Annotated in this window: 12 protein-coding genes; 11 read left to right on the top strand and 1 reads right to left on the bottom strand. The window is 37.4% G+C overall.

The window, feature by feature from the left end; translation table 11 throughout:
• Positions 1 to 1,271 precede the first annotated feature (1,271 nt).
• The 11 genes from PQO00_RS05365 (at position 1,272) to PQO00_RS05315 (ending at position 18,245) form a co-directional block, all read left to right on the top strand.
• Positions 1,272 to 1,799: an RNA polymerase sigma-70 factor gene (locus PQO00_RS05365; RefSeq protein WP_274183803.1), complete on the top strand. Its 528-nt coding sequence runs from the start codon at positions 1,272 to 1,274 to the stop codon at positions 1,797 to 1,799.
• 72 nt (positions 1,800 to 1,871) lie between these two features.
• Complete coding sequence (locus PQO00_RS05360) at positions 1,872 to 3,026, top strand: FecR family protein (RefSeq protein WP_274183802.1); 1,155 nt, start codon at positions 1,872 to 1,874, stop codon at positions 3,024 to 3,026.
• Positions 3,027 to 3,720: 694 nt separating this feature from the next.
• Positions 3,721 to 3,975 carry a hypothetical protein gene (locus PQO00_RS05355; protein ID WP_274183801.1) on the top strand — a complete coding sequence of 85 codons (255 nt, stop codon included), beginning with the start codon at positions 3,721 to 3,723 and terminating at the stop codon, positions 3,973 to 3,975.
• A gap of 840 nt (positions 3,976 to 4,815) precedes the next feature.
• Positions 4,816 to 6,312, top strand: a complete 1,497-nt coding sequence (locus PQO00_RS05350) for a pitrilysin family protein (RefSeq protein ID WP_274183800.1) — start codon at positions 4,816 to 4,818, stop codon at positions 6,310 to 6,312.
• 841 nt (positions 6,313 to 7,153) lie between these two features.
• On the top strand, positions 7,154 to 7,321 hold the full coding sequence (locus PQO00_RS05345) for a hypothetical protein (RefSeq protein WP_274183799.1): 168 nt from the start codon (positions 7,154 to 7,156) through the stop codon (positions 7,319 to 7,321).
• Between the two features lie 22 nt (positions 7,322 to 7,343).
• A complete protein-coding gene (locus tag PQO00_RS05340) occupies positions 7,344 to 9,011 on the top strand; it encodes a T9SS type A sorting domain-containing protein (RefSeq protein WP_274183798.1) in 1,668 nt (555 codons plus the stop codon).
• Positions 9,012 to 9,350: 339 nt separating this feature from the next.
• Positions 9,351 to 12,695 carry a SusC/RagA family TonB-linked outer membrane protein gene (locus PQO00_RS05335; protein WP_274183797.1) on the top strand — a complete coding sequence of 1,115 codons (3,345 nt, stop codon included), beginning with the start codon at positions 9,351 to 9,353 and terminating at the stop codon, positions 12,693 to 12,695.
• Positions 12,696 to 12,955: 260 nt separating this feature from the next.
• Positions 12,956 to 14,377, top strand: a complete 1,422-nt coding sequence (locus PQO00_RS05330) for a RagB/SusD family nutrient uptake outer membrane protein (RefSeq protein ID WP_274183796.1) — start codon at positions 12,956 to 12,958, stop codon at positions 14,375 to 14,377.
• Positions 14,378 to 14,601: 224 nt separating this feature from the next.
• Positions 14,602 to 16,089 carry an FG-GAP-like repeat-containing protein gene (locus PQO00_RS05325; protein WP_274183795.1) on the top strand — a complete coding sequence of 496 codons (1,488 nt, stop codon included), beginning with the start codon at positions 14,602 to 14,604 and terminating at the stop codon, positions 16,087 to 16,089.
• A 95-nt stretch (positions 16,090 to 16,184) separates the two neighbouring features.
• Entirely contained in the window at positions 16,185 to 16,688 is a 504-nt protein-coding gene (locus PQO00_RS05320; RefSeq protein WP_274183794.1) for a protein-disulfide reductase DsbD domain-containing protein, read from the top strand.
• A 228-nt stretch (positions 16,689 to 16,916) separates the two neighbouring features.
• Positions 16,917 to 18,245, top strand: a complete 1,329-nt coding sequence (locus tag PQO00_RS05315; RefSeq protein WP_274183793.1) for a TlpA disulfide reductase family protein — start codon at positions 16,917 to 16,919, stop codon at positions 18,243 to 18,245.
• Positions 18,246 to 18,866: 621 nt separating this feature from the next.
• Here the strand turns inward: PQO00_RS05315 and PQO00_RS05310 are convergent.
• Positions 18,867 to 19,148 (bottom strand): hypothetical protein, encoded by a 282-nt coding sequence (locus PQO00_RS05310; protein ID WP_274183792.1) that lies wholly within the window; start codon positions 19,146 to 19,148, stop codon positions 18,867 to 18,869.
• Positions 19,149 to 19,234 lie beyond the last annotated feature (86 nt).

Genomic DNA, 19,234 nt, shown 5'->3' with positions numbered 1-19,234 from the left:
GCACAAAATCACACGAATCCAATACATTATGGAATAGATTGGACACAGCATGAATAAGAATCCCTAGACAATATAGGTTTGAAATCCTGTCAATAGTCTGAATAAATAACGAGAGTTAGATGTAAGCATAACACAAATCATGATCTTCTGTCGCAGCCACAGATAAAAAGAACTCGCTCTATGTCCTTTGCTTTCTGTATAGGTTTGCCGTACCAGCCTCGCAGACCGTTTTTATAGAGCGCTCAGGTCTCTCTGCTAGCTGTTGGAAAATACCATAGGGCTGTCCCCGACCTTTCGGAAGGATAGGGCACAAAAGCTTCGAGGAACAGGAGCATTGGCGTTGGGCATGGCGGTGGGGCGACGCGAAGTTTTGGGCCCGGTTCTTCTCTGGCGACAGCATGAGAAGAAATACCTCTCGAAAGGGCGTCTTTTCTTTTGTTACTTTTCTTTGGACGAGCAAAGAAAAGTAAGTAAAAAAGGAAATAAGCTTTTGTTCTTTATATTGAAAAAAGATGTGGGTACACCGTAGCCGTCCGGCAGGCGGGCGCTCAGCATAAACTCTAGCCTAAAGGCTCGCTTCACTCTAGCAATCTAGCAGCAAAACAGTCTTACGTCTTAAGTCAAATATCAATAGCCTCAAAAATATTCCAGTTCATCAGTTAGTTACAGCCAAGACTATATTCTTAATTCTAACAGCAAAGCGATCTTACATCTTAAGTCAAACATCAATAGCTTTAAAAGTATTCCAATCCATCAGTTAGTTACAATCATGTCTATATTCTTAATTCTAATAGCAAAACAGTCTTACGTCTTACGTCTTAAGTCAAACATCAATAGCTTTAAAAGTATTCCAATCCATCAGTTAGTTACAACCAAGATTATGTTCTTAATTCTAGCAGCAAAGTAATCTTAATATTTCAAATAAAATTTATTTATTTTTAAAATTGTACGATAAAATTTACAAATAATTATATTTTTTTATGCAAACTAAAAAATAAAATATAATGACATGGAGCCTTTTGAGTTTATTTTCTTACAAACATATATTTGTCTGATATTGAATTGGTTAAATGCATGCTGATTTTTTTATAGGTTCAATGGGCTTATTTTTCGTTAAAAAAAATGACCCTTTTTGGAATAAGTTTGTGGTGTTTTTTTTATGAAATTAATAAATAATTACGTACATTTTTACGGGAATAATAAATAATTATTTAGTTTTACCCAATATTTATTTAGTTTTACTCAATATTTCTAAATCTCTAACTGAAGCCATGAGGGGAGGCGATCACGAATTTACATTAGAAAGTTACAAAAAGCTTTTTGAGAGCTTATATCCGCAACTATGTGTATTCGCGTATAAGTATCTTAACGATTTAGAAATCTCAAAAGATTTTGTTCAGGAGGTGTTTGTTAAGGTTTGGGAAGATAAAATAACCTTTCAAAACGAAAATCATGCCACGGGATTTTTTTATAAAGCCGTCAAGAATAAATGTCTCAATTATTTAAAAAGTAAACAGTATAAGGCTACGGAACGTTATGAGCTTGCAAACATAGAGGCTTATGAAACCGAAGAATTCTATATGTCTGAAGCCGTTGTTATAGAAACGACTGCCGTTATAAATAAAGCCATTAGTCAATTACCGGAAAAAGCGGCTCAGGTGATTCGGTTGAGTATCGAAGACTACACAAATAATCAGATCGCAGAAGAATTATCCATATCCGTCAATACGGTCAAGGACCATAAAAAAGTGGCCTATCGTAAATTAAGGGACTTTCTTAGCTTTTTAACAGTTAAATGAACTAACTTTTTATATAATATACCACCCGATTTTTCTTTTTTTTGTATTAATCATATAACCTAAAATATTATAATGGGTCATTCCAATAAAATAAAACCACTTTCAAAAACGTTAGCAGCCTCAATAATAAAGAATGAAATTCCTGGCGATTTAGAAAAACTTGAGATTTTCGATGAGAAAATTAAAGGTCAGATGCTCACAGATATAAAAGCAAGTGAGCGCTTGAAACTTTTAAAAGAAATTGATGCAGAAAAAGATTGGAAGACTGTAAAGGAAAAAATTCAAGGATCTAGAAATCCATATAGGTTTTGGGCTTATGGTGTCGCTGCCTCTGTGGTGCTATTAGTATCCATATCCATAGCTTTTGTTTTTAATAATATAAATGAGACCCCAAGTTTTGAAGCTCCTATCATTGTCAACAATAACATAGAAGTAGGAACGAATAAGGCCACTTTAACACTTGAAGATGGTTCTGCGGTTACTTTAGAAAAAGGGACCGATTATCAAACGGCTAATATTACCAGTAACGGCGAAGAGATCATATACCGTAATAACCAAAAAGCAGTCACCAATAACTATAACACCCTAACCATTCCAAGAGGGGGGCAATTTTATATCTTATTATCCGACGGAACCAAAGTATGGTTGAATTCTGAATCCCAGTTAAAATACCCAGTGGCATTTAAGGACGGGGAAACGCGCCAGGTAGAGCTCGTTTACGGAGAAGCCTATTTCGATGTGTCGCCAAGCACCGATCATAAGGGAGCGAAGTTTAAGGTGCTCAATCAATCCCAGGAAGTCGAAGTGCTAGGTACCGAGTTCAATATAAAAGCCTATAAAGATGAGGCAAACGTTTATACCACCTTGGTAGAAGGGAAAGTAGCGGTGAGTACAGCAGATAAAAATCAGATATTGGTACCTAACCAACAATCGAATCTTAACCTGGAAACACATACCATAAGCTTAGCTATGGTAGATGTTTATAATGAAACCACATGGAAAGATGGCATTTTTAGTTTTGAAAATAAATCCCTAAAGGATATTTTAAAAGTACTGTCACGTTGGTACGATATGGATGTGGTTATTGAAAATATGGTGCAAACAGAAGAGCGGTTTATTGGGACATTCAATAAAAGCAATAGCATCGAAGATATTCTAATAGCAATTAAGAGTACGAATTTCATCAATAACTATGAAATAAACGATAAAACATTAACAATTAAGTAAAGAACTCATTTTTATCTTTTTCTTCTTCCGTAGCTCAGCTCAATCAATGTCATTAAGTTAAGGCCGTAATGTCAGTCTGAGCGCAATCGAAGACCAATTGGAGTTCTAGTTTTTATTAGCTATGCAACTCGAAAAAGCCTTTAAATGGAAAATACCTGCCGGGAGGCAGAAAATTATTTATTTAGCTATAACGCCCTAAAAGTTTAAATTGTTATAGGCCCGTGAAGACGGAAATGTATTAAATAAAGAATTTCGATCTTAAAACAGGAAAACCAAACCCTGTGTGTTGACTAATTCATTTCGATAAAATCTTCTTTTTTAACAGATATTAAAAAAGGAATGAATAAAACTAAAAAATGAACGTATCTAGTTTTTATATTTAGAAGAAAATTCATACTTTTGTTTACATATGTAATCTTTTTTACACGAAGTAGCATCTATAAAAAATAAAGATAAGTGCTCTTAATGTAAAGATTCTGATAGACTCCCTCTCTAACTCTTAATAGAAAATAAAAGGCTTCGTTAGGCTTTAATAAAATTTAATGAACGAGCCAGCTGGCGTACGGACGTTTAAAAAGAAAACTAAAAAATTTAAATATAATAATGCCATATCAAAAAGGGAAATAGACTGGTTTTAAGATTAATTAGGTTAGAGTAGTTAAGAATTAAAAACCATCTTTTCCCTTTTAATATATTGAACGCTAAAAATGCCCACAGGATCATTTTAATAAACCTGCATATATACAGCTATGGTGTGCCTGCAAATATTGATCTGTTTATAAAATTGTTAAAACATGAATCGGAGGAAAATGCCCTAGGATCTGCAGGCGAGTGTCAAATGTTTGAAGATGTCGTTAAAAAAGAAATGCTGTTCGAGCATGGTCAAAAGAAAACAAGTAGTCAAATAGCTAGTTTAGAAGATAAGTTAGTAAATGGAAAAAGAACATAATGCGAAATCGGAAGATTCGTGAGTACCAATAAAAAACAATAAGAAGGAGACGAACAATTCATTTCTTTTAGACATTAAAAACTAATTTGACCGCCGAAGATCTAAGGCTAGACTTTTTTGTTTCTTTTTTGGGCAATGCAAAAAAGATATAGATAAAAAAGTAGTGATTCAATCAATGTCTAGAAAGTCAAATAAGGCCTGACATGTTAGCATTATAAGAAAAAAACAAAAAAGCCATAAAAATTAAATAAAACCATAGTTGTTTTTTGAATTAGTCTCTCTAGAAGCAACGTTTTAGGTAAAATACGGGCAACCGTTATCATAGTACGGTTGTCCATATTTTTTTAGTCCACGCATATTGCGTGGCAGGAAAACGCTGTTTTGAAAAGTAGCGAAGCCATATTTTCAAAATTGGTTGTTGAACTACGCCTTTGTCGTGGCAGGCTAATCCCGCCTCCTGTGCTGAACTTGTTTCAGTATCAAGTGGGATCTTTGGTTCTAATAACAAAGCGGTCTTATATCTTTTTAAACCAGCTATTAATATTCAGATGTATCGATCAGTTCATCAGTTAGTTACAACCAAGACTATATTCTTAATTTTAGCAGCAAAACAGTCTTAGGTCTTAAGTCAACCATCATAAATCAAAAACATTCCAGCTTATCAGTTAGTTCCAATCAAGTCTTTGCTCTTGGTTCTAACAGCAAAGCAGTCTTAGGTCTTAAGTCAACCATCATAAATCAAAAACATTCCAGCTCATCAGTTAGTTCCAACCAAGTCTTTGTTCTAACCGCAAAGCGGTCTTATATCTTTTTCAAATTAACCATTAAAAAACCAAAAAAATGAAAAACATACCACCCACTATTTTATTAACGATTAACGTGTTATTATTTTCTATAAATAGCCATGCCCAATCCTTAGATCTAAAGGACTCTCTCCAAACGGAGCAAAGCCTGAAAAAAGGAATTTTAAACAATGTAAAAAAAATGGAAGGCGATACCGCTTTCATGCCATACAAGGAGGCTGCTATAGAGAAAACGCTTATGTCTGGTCTTACTATCAAGGAAGGTCATATCATATCCGAAAATATGCTACAATCCATGGGATCTACCACCTTTACCCTAAGTAATGGTATCAAAGTGCATTACAAGTATACAAACAAAAATAAGAACGATGTACAGCTCAAGGCCATAAGTTATGGCGGTTTGTCTTTAGTAAAAGATGAAGACCTCCCCTCAGCACAAGTGCTGGGAGATGTCATGGCGGTATCGGGATTGGGGGATTATTCGGCCGCCGATTTAACAAAAAAGCTAGAAGGCAAAAAAGCCAGTACACAAATACGTCTTTCCAATATAACAGAAGATATTAGTGGCACTTCAACAACAAAAGATGTGGAAACCTTGTTGCAAATGATCCATTTACGTTTTGTAAAACCACGATTTGATGTGGATGCATACCAAGTATTTATGGGAAACTTGAATAATGTTATGGGGCGGAGCCAGATCATAAATGACAGGATAAAAGATAGTATGACGGTGGCGCTATACGGAAATAACCACCCCAGGAAACGTTTGTTTAATAACGACTTTCTCAAGGATGTGTCTTTCGATAAAATAAAGGCGGTATACAAAGAGCGTTTTAAGAATGTAGCCGATTTTGAGTTTTTTATCGTAGGGGATATCCAAAAGGGACGATTAAGACCCTTATTGGAAAAATATATGGCAAGTATACCAACCAGTCATGTTAAGGAAACGTGGCAGGACCATTCGGTGCCCTGGTTGCAAGATACTATAGATAAGGAGATTCTTTTAGCCACAGCCCCTCCCAAAAGCATCGTAAAAATGGGCTATCAGAACGTTATGCCGTATAGTTTAAAAAATGAATTCATAGCAAGGGTACTGGGTGAGATCTTACAATTAAGATTTTCGGAAACCTTGCAGAAAGAGACAGGAGAGTCCCATCATGCGAGTGTAAAAGTTAATGTATCAAAACGCCCTATCGAACAGGTTTCCTTGTTATTAGCTTTCGATTGTGACCCGAATCAAACAGAGCAGCTTACAACCATGGTGCTGCAGGAGATAGAAAAGGTCATCAAGGGTGATATAGTTCAAACAGATCTGGATCAAACAAAGGCAAATTATCTAAAAGAAAGAAAGAAACAAAAGGATAATAATAGCTATGATATGCGTTTGTTGATAAATTACTTTCGTGAAGGCTATCATATGAATGACCCCAAAAAATTTGAAGATCTATTAAAAACAATCACAACTAAAGATGTAGAAGTATTTACAAAAACATTCATAAAAGATGTTCAATTTTATAAGGTTGTTTTTAAGTAGTACCGAGCATCAAAAAACTTGTCATTCCTGCGAACAGTACTGAATTCCTGCTTGCCGCAGGCACGGTGTACTCACAATAACACAAATAATCACTCCAAGTTAATTAGTGTCTATTTTGTACCAATGGCTTGTTCGAGACGTGCTCCTCCCTTTTTAGCAAAAAAAGGAGGTGGCTGTATGTGGTAACATACAGACGGCGGGTTTGTTTTTTAAGAGTATTTTGTCATTTCGAACGCAGAGAGAAATCACATCATAAAATTAAAATTATAAGATTCCTCGTCGCTTTGCTCTGTCGGAATGACACTATACCAAAAATAGAATTTCATTCTTGTTTAAAAACTATGGATTTCCAATCCGTAGAGGTTTATTTAACTGAATGTCCGTAATCATACATAATGATTTTTTTGTCATCCAGAACGAAGTGAACCTGCCGGCAGGCAGGGAATCTGTCGATAATCAATGAGATCCCCCGTTGCCTCGGGATGACAAAAACAATATATTTTTAGGTTTATGACATATTACGGTCAATCAAATTATTTAAACATAAATTATAAATAAACAATCAAAAACATAAAGATTTTTTAACATATAGTTTACTGATAATTAAATAATTGTATATTTTTTTTAAAATCTTACTACCCATTTTTATTCTTTTATTGTATTAAATACAATAGCACTCATCTTACTCTCTAAATTTCCGAAGTATAAATGTAGGGCTCTCCCGAATTTTACCTTGTTATGACATTATGGTACGGTCACGTTATGAAATAAAGCCTAATGATAGTATACAGGTTAACCATATGTTTGAATCATAAAAGGTTATATAACTTAAAATATTTAAATGGGTCATTCTAATAAAATAAAATCGCTTTCAGAAAAAATGGCTCATGCATTAATAAAGAATGGGATCCCCAGTGATTTAGAAAAATTGGAGATTTTCAAAACTGAATCAAAAGGACAAATGCTTTCAGATATTAAAGAAGGTAAATGCTTAAAGTTTTTAAACTAACTAACAATTAAATAATCCAATTATGAAAAAAATTACAATTTTATTTACAGTATTATCATTAGCTTTTAATGCGGTTAGTGGTCAAACTATTTTTGATTGGGATACAGCCGCGGTAGATAATGGGGACAATGTGAGCGAAACGATAGACGGCGTTACATTAACTGTTACCCATTCAGGCGCCACTTTTGCCACTCCCGTTCCTAGTGGATCTTGGGGGACCACAGATAATGTATTTGTTACTGGCGGAGTCTTTGGCTTTAATGGAGTCTTAGATGCCACAAGTGTCACTTTTACCTTTAGTGAACCTGTAGATGTAGTTTCAATGTTGTCTATCGATTGGAATAACCCAGAAACAGATATAGATTATACCTTTACCCCAACAGGGGGTAGTAATACAGAAGTAATACAGACTTTAACCGGTGGAGCAACATTTGCTACAGTAGACTTAAATTGGACAGGCGTGACGTCCTTTACGGTAACCTCATCAGGATCTTGGATGATGTTTGATCATTTGGAGATTAGGCCCAGAACATTTCCGATGACTTTTGATTGGGATACAGCCGCGGTAGATAATGGGGACAATGTGAGCGAAACGATAGACGGCGTTACACTAACTGTTACCCATTCAGGCGCCACTTTTGCCACTCCCGTTCCTAGTGGATCTTGGGGGACCACAGATAATGTATTTGTTACTGGCGGAGTCTTTGGCTTTAATGGAGTCTTAGATGCCACAAGTGTCACCTTTACCTTTAGTGAACCCGTAAATGTAGTTTCAATGTTGTCTATCGATTGGAATAACCCAGAAACAGATATAGATTACACCTTTACCCCAACAGGGGGTAGTAATACAGAAGTAATACAGACTTTAACCGGTGGAGCAACATTTGCTACAGTAGACTTAAATTGGACAGGCGTGACGTCCTTTACGGTAACCTCATCAGGATCTTGGATGATGTTTGATCATTTGCAAATTAGACGCACAACCGTTCCTGTAACTTTTGATTGGGATACAGCCGCGGTAGATAATGGGGACAATGTGAGCGAAACGATAGACGGCGTTACACTAACTGTTACCCATTCAGGCGCCACTTTTGCCACTCCCGTTCCTAGTGGATCTTGGGGGACCACAGATAATGTATTTGTTACCGGCGGAGTCTTTGGCTTTAATGGAGTCTTAGATGCCACAAGTGTCACCTTTACCTTTAGTGAACCCGTAAATGTAGTTTCAATGTTGTCTATCGATTGGAATAACCCAGAAACAGATATAGATTACACCTTTACCCCAACAGGGGGTAGTAATGCAGAAGTAATACAGACTTTAACCGGTGGAGCAACATTTGCTACAGTAGACTTAAATTGGACAGGCGTGACGTCCTTTACGGTAACCTCATCAGGATCTTGGATGATGTTTGATCATTTATCAATAATAGTTGATAAAGCAGTCTTATCTACCGAAGATGTAATAATTATATCTCAAAGAGCCAAAGTACATCCAAATCCGGTAGGAGATATGGTATATATCAAAAATGTTTCAGATTTAAAATCAATTAATATATATAATAGTTTAGGACAATTGATATTACAAACTAAACAAGAACGTATTGATGTGAGTAATCTATCAAGAGGTCTGTATTTTTTACAAATACGTAGCAGTTTAGGTACAGAAACCAAAAGAATTATTAAAAAATAGGATAGGATCGAGCGTTAAAAAAAAAGACCCTCTGGGTCTTTTTTGTCAAGTAGCCAGCTTACGTGTTGTTGTAGTGATGATATAGTCATGCAGTACATGATAACAATTATTAGAACTTGAAAAAAATGTATAAACAAGAGTATAAAGAATAGAAAAATGAGATCCCGCCAAAAGGACGGGATTAGTTCGACTAACTATTTTGAGTGCTCACGCCTATGGCGTAATTCTCAAAACGGAGTCTCACTAAAAAGGAGGAAAACAGTTCGCACCTTGGTAAGTTAACAAACTGCATATCCCCCTAAGATATTAATTAATTAATTAAAAAGATTTAACCAATCAATGATCTATAAATTTAAAGAAATTAAATTAACTAACGGTCTTTTTTTTCATAGAAAAGATCTGATGAAGCTCATGATGCGCGCCTTTATATTCTTGTTTTGTATGACACTGTTCGGTTTAGCGCCAAGGTATGTCGTATCTCAGAATGACAAAATTGTTATAGATTCAGATCAGGTGCTATCCGTTGACGAGATATTCCAGATAGTTAAACTACAAACCGATTATATGTTTGTGTACCATCGTGATTTGTTTAAAGATTTTCCAAAAGTAGCGTTGAAGAAAGGCGTTATTCGACTTCATAAACTGTTAAACCAAAGCCTTTCAGAAGAAGATGTTAGTATAATAGTAGCTAAAAACAACACGATTCTCATCAAAAAGAAAACGAGTAAACCCATAGATCAAGGGCTTATTGTCTCTGGCAGAGTAACGGATCAGGCAGGTCTTGGAGTCCCTGACGCAACAGTTTTAATAAAGGGCACAAGAAGAGGTACGGTCACCGATTTAGATGGTTATTATAAAATTAGTGTACCCGACCCAGCTCATGTACTCGTTTTTTCGTCTTTAGGTTTTAAGTCGCAAGAGATAACAGTGGGTAATCAAACCACGATAAACATAAGTCTTAAAGAAGATATTGACGTATTAGGGGCGGTAACCATCGAGGCTGGGTATTATAAAACCTCCCAAAGAAAATCTACCGGAAGCATCAGCAAGATCGAAGCAAAAACTATAGAAAAACAACCTGTCAACAATCCCTTAGCAGCTATGCAGGGGCATCTCCCTGGGGTAAATATTCAACCGTTGGGCGGACTTTCAGGCGGGGCGTATCGCATCCAGATTCGGGGAACAAATTTTATAGATGGGGGTATAGCTGGTACTGCTAACGATCCCTTATATATAGTCAACGGGGTTCCTTACGATACTGGATCATTAGAAGGTTTAACTTCGGTAGTTGATTTTGGCCTTTCTCAAGCAGGAGTAAGCCCCTTGAACACCATAAATCCGGCAAATATTAAAAGTATCGAAGTGCTCAAGGATGCCGATGCCACGGCCATTTACGGTTCCCGTGGAGCCAATGGCGTGGTGCTTATTACCACAAAAAAAGGTAGGGCAGGAAAAACCCAGGTCAGGCTCAATGTCAGTAGCAGTTTAGGTGAAGTCACTAGTTTTGTAAACCTGTTAAATACCGAACAATATTTAGAAATGCGTCATGAAGCATTAGCAAACGATGGTTATACTTTGGAAACGGCACCTGTCTCTATCGTCAATAATTCACCCGACCTATACCTATGGGATCAGGATCGTTATACCGACTGGCAAGAGGTGCTTATTGGAGGTACGGCCTACAGGCAGAATGCCCAACTCTCTTTTTCAGGAGGTAGTGAACAGACCCAGTTTTTGTTAAGTGGGAGCTACGTTAATGAAACCACGGTATTCCCAGGTGATTCTAAATATAGTAAGGCAACAGTGAGTTTTAATATAAACCACCAATCGGAAGATGGACGTTTTAAGATCAATGCCTCCGCAAATTACGGATCGGATACCAATAATTTACCCGGTGCAAATTTAGTGGATCAAGCTCGAAAATTAGCGCCTAATGCTCCAGCTCTTTATGACGAGCAGGGGAACCTAAATTGGGAAAATTCTACTTGGAAAAATCCCCTAGCTATTTTAGAAACAACATACAATGGGGTAACTCGTAACCTTATTGCAAATACGGTACTGTCGTATCGCCCAGTTCCGTCTTTAGAATTTAAAACAAACTTGGGTTATACTGATTACCGCTTGGCATCTCAATGGGCACAGCCGCATACTGCGTTTGATCCAAATACAGCAGGTCGTCTAGGTAGTAGTATTTCTCAGCTTACCACGAATATAGGAACCCGTCAATCCTGGATCATAGAGCCACAGATTAATTGGCAGCAGGATTGGGACGGTGCTCGTTTAAAACTATTGGCAGGCGCTACCTTTCAACAAAACAAGGATCAACAATTGGGTATATTTGCAAGAGGCTTTGCCAGCAATAGCTTAATATTGGATATAACTGCAGCAGAAAGTACACGAATTCTACAAGATGATGCCTCCGAATATAAATACCAGTCCTTTTTTGGTAGGATCAATCTGGACTGGCAAGATAGGTATATCCTAAACCTCACCGGGCGTCGCGATGGGTCTTCCCGCTTTGGTCCCGGTAAGCGCTTTGGTTATTTTGGAGCCATCGGGACGGCATGGTTATTTTCAGAGGAGAATCTCTTTAAAGATACCACCGTTTTAAGTCTTGGTAAACTGCGTGCTAGTTATGGTATTACAGGTAGCGACAATGTAGGGAATTACAAATTTTATGATGCCTTTGAGGTTTCGGGTATCTACAACAGCTCGGGTTTATCCACTACATCGCTGTTTAACCCAGATTATGCTTGGGAAGAAACCAAGAAACTGGAAGTCGCTTTAGAGCTTGGTTTTATAAAGAATCGTATCTTTTTGTCGGCGGCTTGGTACCGTAATAGGTCTTCCAACCAACTTATCGATGCCCCTATTCCCGGAACTACAGGTTTTATCAGTGTCAATAAAAATCTGGAGGCTATCGTAGAGAATTCCGGTTTAGAGATTGAACTGCGTACAATAAATATTAAAAACGAGCATTTTAAATGGAGTACGACCTTCAATATCTCGACCAATAGAAATAAATTGGTTGCATATCCTGGACTCGAAGGCTCATTCGATGCCACGAGGTATGTCTTGGGAGAGTCTTTACAAGGTGTAAAACAATACCGTTTTACTGGTATTGACCCAGATACAGGGATCTATCAGGTTGAAGATTTTAATAATGATGGCCTTATAGATTTTAAAGACCGGCAGCACTTTACAGATTATACACCTAAGTACTTCGGAGGTATGGGCAATACCATCCGTTATAAAAACTTGCAACTGGATCTATTCTTCGAGTTTAAAAAACAAATTAAGCGTAAAGACCAAGTTTTTTACGGAGCTCCTGGAAGGTACGCTCAAAATATGCCTGTAACGGTACTGGACCGTTGGCAGCAGCCAGGTGATGAGAACCCTATTCAAGCCTATTCTATATCTAACAATGCGGTATTAACGGCTCAAAGTTGGTATGGAACAAGTGATGGAGCAACAACTGATGCTTCTTTTATCCGATTGCGCAATATCTCGTTAAGCTATACAGTTCCTAAAACTGTTACAAAGGGGCTGGATTTAAACATCTATTTGCATGGGCAGAACCTGTTTATTATAACGAAATATGATGGGGTAGACCCCGATAGATTATTCAGTCAATATCTCCCGCCATTACGGCAGTTTACTTTTGGGTTAAATTTAGGATTTTAATTAAGGTTCAGTTTGCGTAAGAGCAGATAAGGCTAGTTGGCGGAAAGAGAATAAATATAAAAAGAATAAAGTATAATATATGAACCACCCATGATTGAAAATTTAATACCTAACGAGAAGAATAATATGGATGCAGCATCTGACTATTAAAAAACAATAAAATATAACAGATGAAACATTTATAACTAAATTTTAGATCAATATTTAAATTTTTAAATGAATGTTACATGTGACCAAAAATGAATAATAAAAATATACTCATGAAAAATACATATAGAAAGCAACACCAGTGGATTTCCATAATAAGTTTCAGAATGTGGAAGTCATTATATGTGATCATGTTAATTAGTTGTTTAACGAGCTGTGATGATTTTGTAGATGTAGACCTGCCAAAAAGCCAATTAACCTCCGAAGCTGTTTTTGAAGATGCTGCAACGGCTACGGCCGTTTTAAAAAGCATCTATTCAAAAATGCGGAATAGCGGTTTAACATTTAATCTGAGCCAGTATATGGGTTTATATGCCGATGAGCTGGATGAATACAACAGTCCTATTTCGAGCCCCCTGTACGACCATACCCTGCTGGCTTCCGATGTTTTTGTAGAGAGTTGGTGGAATGGCACTTATAATTTAATCTATGAGGCCAATGGGGTCATAGAGGGTGCCCAGAATTCCACTGCTTTAAGTCAGGAAGATAAAAATCAGTTAATTGGCGAGGCTTTATTTATAAGAGCCTATATGCATTTCTTGCTAGTAGAGCTTTGGGGGGCTATTCCCTATATCAGTACTACAAATTATATCGAAAACTCGAAGGTATCTCGTATGGCTGTATCAGAAGTATATAATCAAATTATAAACGATTTAATAGTGGCTTCCGATTTGTTAGGCGAGGATATTTCAGCAGAGCGTGTGCGGCCATACGATGCAGTTGCAGATGCCTTATTGGCAAGAGTCTATCTATACAACGGGCAATGGGAACTTGCAGAAGAGATGGCTTCTTTGGCCATTGACAGATTTGTATGGGAGCCAGACCTAAACAAGGTGTTTCTAAAGAATTCATCAGGATCTATATGGCAGTTCAAGCCAGAATTAGCAGGCAATAACACGAAAGAGGGTGCCCTTTTTATTTTTACAGCCAGTCCTGGGCTTTCCCCTGTATTGTCCACTTCCCTTTTAAATGCATTTGAAACTACCAGACCAGGAGACCAGCGTAGATACAATACCAATACCAATTGGGTAAAAAGCGTCACTAGTGGTACCAATATCTGGTATCATGCTTTTAAATATAAAGAGCAAACCAATACAGGAAGTACATCATTAGAATACTCGATTATATTTCGATTGGCAGAACAATATTTAATCCGAGCCGAGGCCAGGGCACAACTTGGAGATATCCCGGGAGCCCAAACAGATTTAAATGTCATTAGAAATCGAGCATCGCTACCAAATACCACAGCTACCACTCAAAACGATCTGCTAGAAGCCATTCTACAAGAGCGGCGGGTAGAGCTGTTTACGGAACAAGGCCATCGCTGGTTCGATTTAAAAAGAACAGGTAAAGCTGCCGAGGTATTAGCACCCATAAAAACAGGTTGGAAGGATACAGACATTTTATTACCCATCCCGGAATCAGAGATTTTGAAAAACCAAAATTTATTGCCACAAAATGATGGGTACAATTAATCCCTGCGACTAGTGCTGAACTTGTTTTAGTAAGGCAGGAATCTTATGAAGAGAATCTAATAACCTAAAAACAAATTACAAAGATACTTTACAAACTACCGTTCTTTCCTTTGAAAAGTGTTAGAGATGGAATAAAAGTATAAATAGAATTATTAATAAAGATTCCCGCCGGAGTTTATCTTGAGCGATAGTCGAAAGGCGGGAATGACAAAAAAGAATTTTCAATGAGAAAAGCAATCACAATAATCACCCTAATACTTTGTACCATAAGCGCACAAATCTACGCCCAGTCAGTTACAAAAAGCAAACCTAACAATACTTTAGGACCCAACGATTTCCCCGAACTCATCCATACCAATATCCCAGGAGCTCCCAAACTGGGGAATCCCCAACTGATTATGGGCGATACGATTCCGGTGAGAGGTGAAGGTTGGGGTTGGGCGGCTCCTGCCGTATATGACTGGAATGATGATGGAAAAAAAGATTTATTGATCGGAGAATTTATGAGTGGTTTTGAAAATGGGGGCATTAGTGTAGGGAACTTTGTTCGGGTTTACCAAAACAAAGTAACCGATGAAGCCCCCGCATTTAATGATGATTTTAGTTACGGCAAAGGAGCAGGAGCTTGGAGGGTAAAAGAAAGCACTGGAACCCCTTTGTCCATCTATACCTATTGTTGTTTTCCTTTCATCCCTCGTTTTGCAGATTTGGATAATGATGGTTTTACCGATTTGTTATCAGGACAGTACACTCCGGGTTATATTAGCTGGTTTAGGGGGAGTGAAGAAGGGTTTTTACCAGCAATAAAACTGGAGGAAGCTTACGACCCTATAATGGCTAACAAAAATAGAGGTAGCGATTATTTTTCGCTTCCAGTTACAGATCCTAAAGGATTTAATTATTGGGTTTATTCATCCGCAGATTTTGGTGATTTTGATAACGATGGAGATCAGGATATGATCGTTGGAGGAATTGCTTTACGCATTTGTGAAAATATAGGAACAAAATCAGCTCCTAAATTTGGAAAAAGAGAGCTGCTATTTGATGCTCAAGGTAAGCCTCTTGAATCAGCATCAGCTGTTAAAGAATATTCTGCGATACCTTATGTGGTAGATTGGGACGGGGATGGTGTACTCGATATTCTAATGACAAATAAGTATATAAAAGAAGGAAGTGTAGCTGTAACATACTTCCGAGGTCTAAAAACATCTGCCAGTTCATCACACAAGCCTGTCCATCAAGTAGACAGACCTGTTGCCAGTCGGATAGGTGGTAAAGAATGGCCACAATTTGAAGCGGGGGTTCCTTTATTTACAGCAAAAAATGGTGAGAAGGCACTTCCTGGCAGTTGGCTTAATATCTGTGTGACCGACTGGAACAATGATGGTGTCAATGACCTGTTAATAGGTAGCAGTGTAGCAATATTAAACGGCACGTTTAATCATGAACTTTCCTGGCGTTGGGAACATGATACGGGGATTTATAAAAAGAATCCGGGAAACTTGAGTGCTAGTGCGAAAAGACAGATAGCGTCAAATATTAAGAGTATAGAAAGAAAACGAAAGAAATCAGGACAAAGCGATGAAGCCTTGAGAAAGAAAATTAATAAAGCAAAAGAAGACTTTTTAAAAGGGTGGTATGGAAATGGAGGAGCTAAAAATAGAACATTGGTACATCAAGGTTATATCTATGTAATGTTAGGGAAAAAATAGGACCGAACGTTAAAAAATGACCCAGTGGATCATTTTAGTGAAGTGCTCAAACGACGCAGAGCGTATTAAGAATAAAACGCAATAATTATGAACCCATGAAATCAATAATTACAAACAGTATGTTTTATAAAGCACAAATAATATTTACCGTTTGCTTGCTATTAAATATAATGAGCTTAAAGGTAGTGGCACAAACAGGATCCAGCGATCCGGTAAGTTATACCATCGAAGCTCCAGAAACGGTAAAGGCAGGAGACAAATTTACTATATCTGTAGTATTTAATATAAAACCGGGGTGGTTTCTATATGCCCCTATTGAAAAGAATACGGTGCTAGGCAAGATACCAACAGAAGTAACTTTTAAAGTGCCAGAAGACATAAAAAAGTTAGGCGAGATGGAATTACTGGATGAAACTCTATTTTTTGATACCTATAGAGGGGACGGCATAAGCATGTTCCAAAAGTTTCAAGTAGATAAAAGTGTGTTTTCTGGTAAGTATATTATCAAGGCCAATGTGGTGTATCAGACCTGTAATGAAGATATCTGTTATCCACCAGTTAGAAAAAAAATAGATCTGGTCATTGTGGTTGTTAACTAATGAATGGAATATGAGAACCAAAACCGCTTCGCTGTTAGATGCTAGAAAAAAGAGATAAGAGAATATAGAAAAGACAAAAGCTCGTTAGTATGTCATTCCGAACGAGGAGAGGTTTCATTATTTAGTACTCCCATCATGAGATTCCTCCACGTTCGGAATGACAATTCGTGAAATTCGTAACAAAACTTGAATATTGAATCTAAAACCAAAGTAAACATATTAACAAAAATGAATAGAATAATAAAATATAAGAAAGTAAGAGCATCGACAATAATAGCAGGTCTCCTATATACGTGCCTAATTACCAATATACAAGCACAAGAACCAATTACCAAGACATCAATTATAGAATCGCAAGCCGATTTAGATTGGAAAAAATTAAATAAAAACATGTCAAGTTTGGGGTCAAGCGAGCAATACCAGAAGGTTAAAGATGGAGGCTCCTTGGTCTATTGGAAGTATATGGATTCCATTTTTAAAAAAAGATCACTGCTAGCCAAAACATTTTGGGACAACTACCCGGAAGATCCCCGTCGTGATGATGCCTTAATGACCTTTTTCAGTGCCTATGCAGAGCCACGTTTCATTCCCAGAATCACAAATGGATTAATAGAACTTTGGGCTAGTAAAACAAATGAAAATTATAAGCAGATCGAACGCTTAAAACCTATAGATGATGTGGCATGGAACCAATGGCGAAAAGTGGGTGATGTGATGGTGGCAAGCGTACTTAATTCCGATGCGTCCTTGGAGCGTAAAGAAGCTGCCGCATTTCAATTGATTGCTCGAGAGATTCGTTATGGTATCACGTTGAATCGCGGTTTAACAAAAGAAATACAAGAAGCCAATTATTGGAATCGTTTTGAGATTCAGTATTGGCAACACATCCGTTTACGTTTAGAAAATCACGTGAATAAATACGCTGCATTAAACATAGTATCCGATCGTGTACAAAATATTTTGAATTTACTTAAAAACTTTTCTACAGCTGCGTCAGATAGCTATTGGCAATATTTTTTAGAGACAACAAGTAACGATAATCCACAGGCAGAACAACTAGGAATTAAAGCCTTACACAAACTAGCTGCGGATAATGTAGCCGCCATAGAAGCATTAAAAGTCGTAGACAATACCAAGCCATTAGAGATGGCGTTTACAGCCATGGATGGCACCAAAGTTAATCTTGCCGATATGCGAGGTAACGTCGTACTGATCGATTTTTGGGCGACCTATTGCAGTCCCTGCATCAAAGAAATGCCACATGTTAGAGAGATGTATGATAAGTACCGTGATCAGGGCTTTGAAGTGATAGGGATCGCAGCAGATGGCGATGCAAATAAAGAAAGAATATTAAGTATTCTTAAAAAAACTAATGCCAATTGGCCACAGCGTTTAGATAAGGGGTCGAATTCCTCTGTAAGCCTTCATACCCTGTATGAAATCACAGCATTACCTACTGTATGGTTATTAAACAAAGAAGGGGTGATCGTAGATAGGAGTGCACGAAGAGAAAGGTTGGAACCACTCATCCGTAGGCATTTGGGCTTAGAAAAATGATCCAATCCGTTTTTTGCACCATGAATAAAATTGATCAATTCTAGACCCGTGTCAAGGTTTTTAACTAATAGTGTAGATATGACGTATAATAAAGCTTGTTGTCATGTCTGTTCGAGCATAGTAGAGAACTATTAATGAATTGTAATATATATAAATGATTATAGGAATGCGCTAATGTTAGTGAATTTTACAAATAAAAAACAGGCAAAATGGGTTGCCTTGACCATTTGGCAAGCTCATCAGAGCTGTCGAAAATCGTTCGAACTGGCGTCTAAATTAAACTGAAAGAATAATTGTTGCCGAGATGTAGAAAGTTGGGATAGGATGAAAAGAGGGGAGAGCGTTAAAAAATGATCCACTGAACCCTTTTAATAAACGAGCCAAGCTCATGCATGGAGTGGACATTTTTTTAGTGAATAGGTCAGCCGGCACAAGGACATTCGTTAGAGGAAAAAAGATCAAAATTGGCACTTTCAGAAAATAGTCTATAAATTTTAATCAATCAAGAAGAACACTAAAAATCCAACCTGGATTTTTAGTGTTCTTTGTTTTTTCAAGTTTTTTGTTGGATTATGTCACGGACGGACGCACTTATCCCATTAAGGGTGATATTTTTTTGTCTTATGCCGCCTGTTTTTGTTCGGCTTTTTGCATGCGCCTACCAATTTCCAGGGCATTGGCAGTGTGGATCCCAAAAAATATCCACAGTGTCTCGTTGGCCTTGGTCCTTGCCTTTACCTTTTTGAGGAGGTAATGCTCCTTTTCCTTGCCAAAACTCCCCTCCAATCTAGTGGCATGTTCTTTTGTTATCAGGGCCTTAAGCGCCCAGCTATTGTTTTTAATTTTCGATCTGCTTTTAATGCTTTCTTCGTAAGCCTTCGGGCTTGAGCATATAAAATTCAAAAGCCGGGATAAAATTTCTCGGCTTTATTATTGTCGGGGATTCCAGTTTTCGGGAAGAAGTTCATCTAGCTGGCTGACCTTGCATT

The sequence above is a fragment of the Flavivirga sp. 57AJ16 genome (assembly GCF_028736925.1).
GTDB lineage: Bacteria > Bacteroidota > Bacteroidia > Flavobacteriales > Flavobacteriaceae > Flavivirga.
Note: the sequence above shows the minus strand (reverse complement) of the source record. Positions and strands in the feature narration are given on the sequence as shown.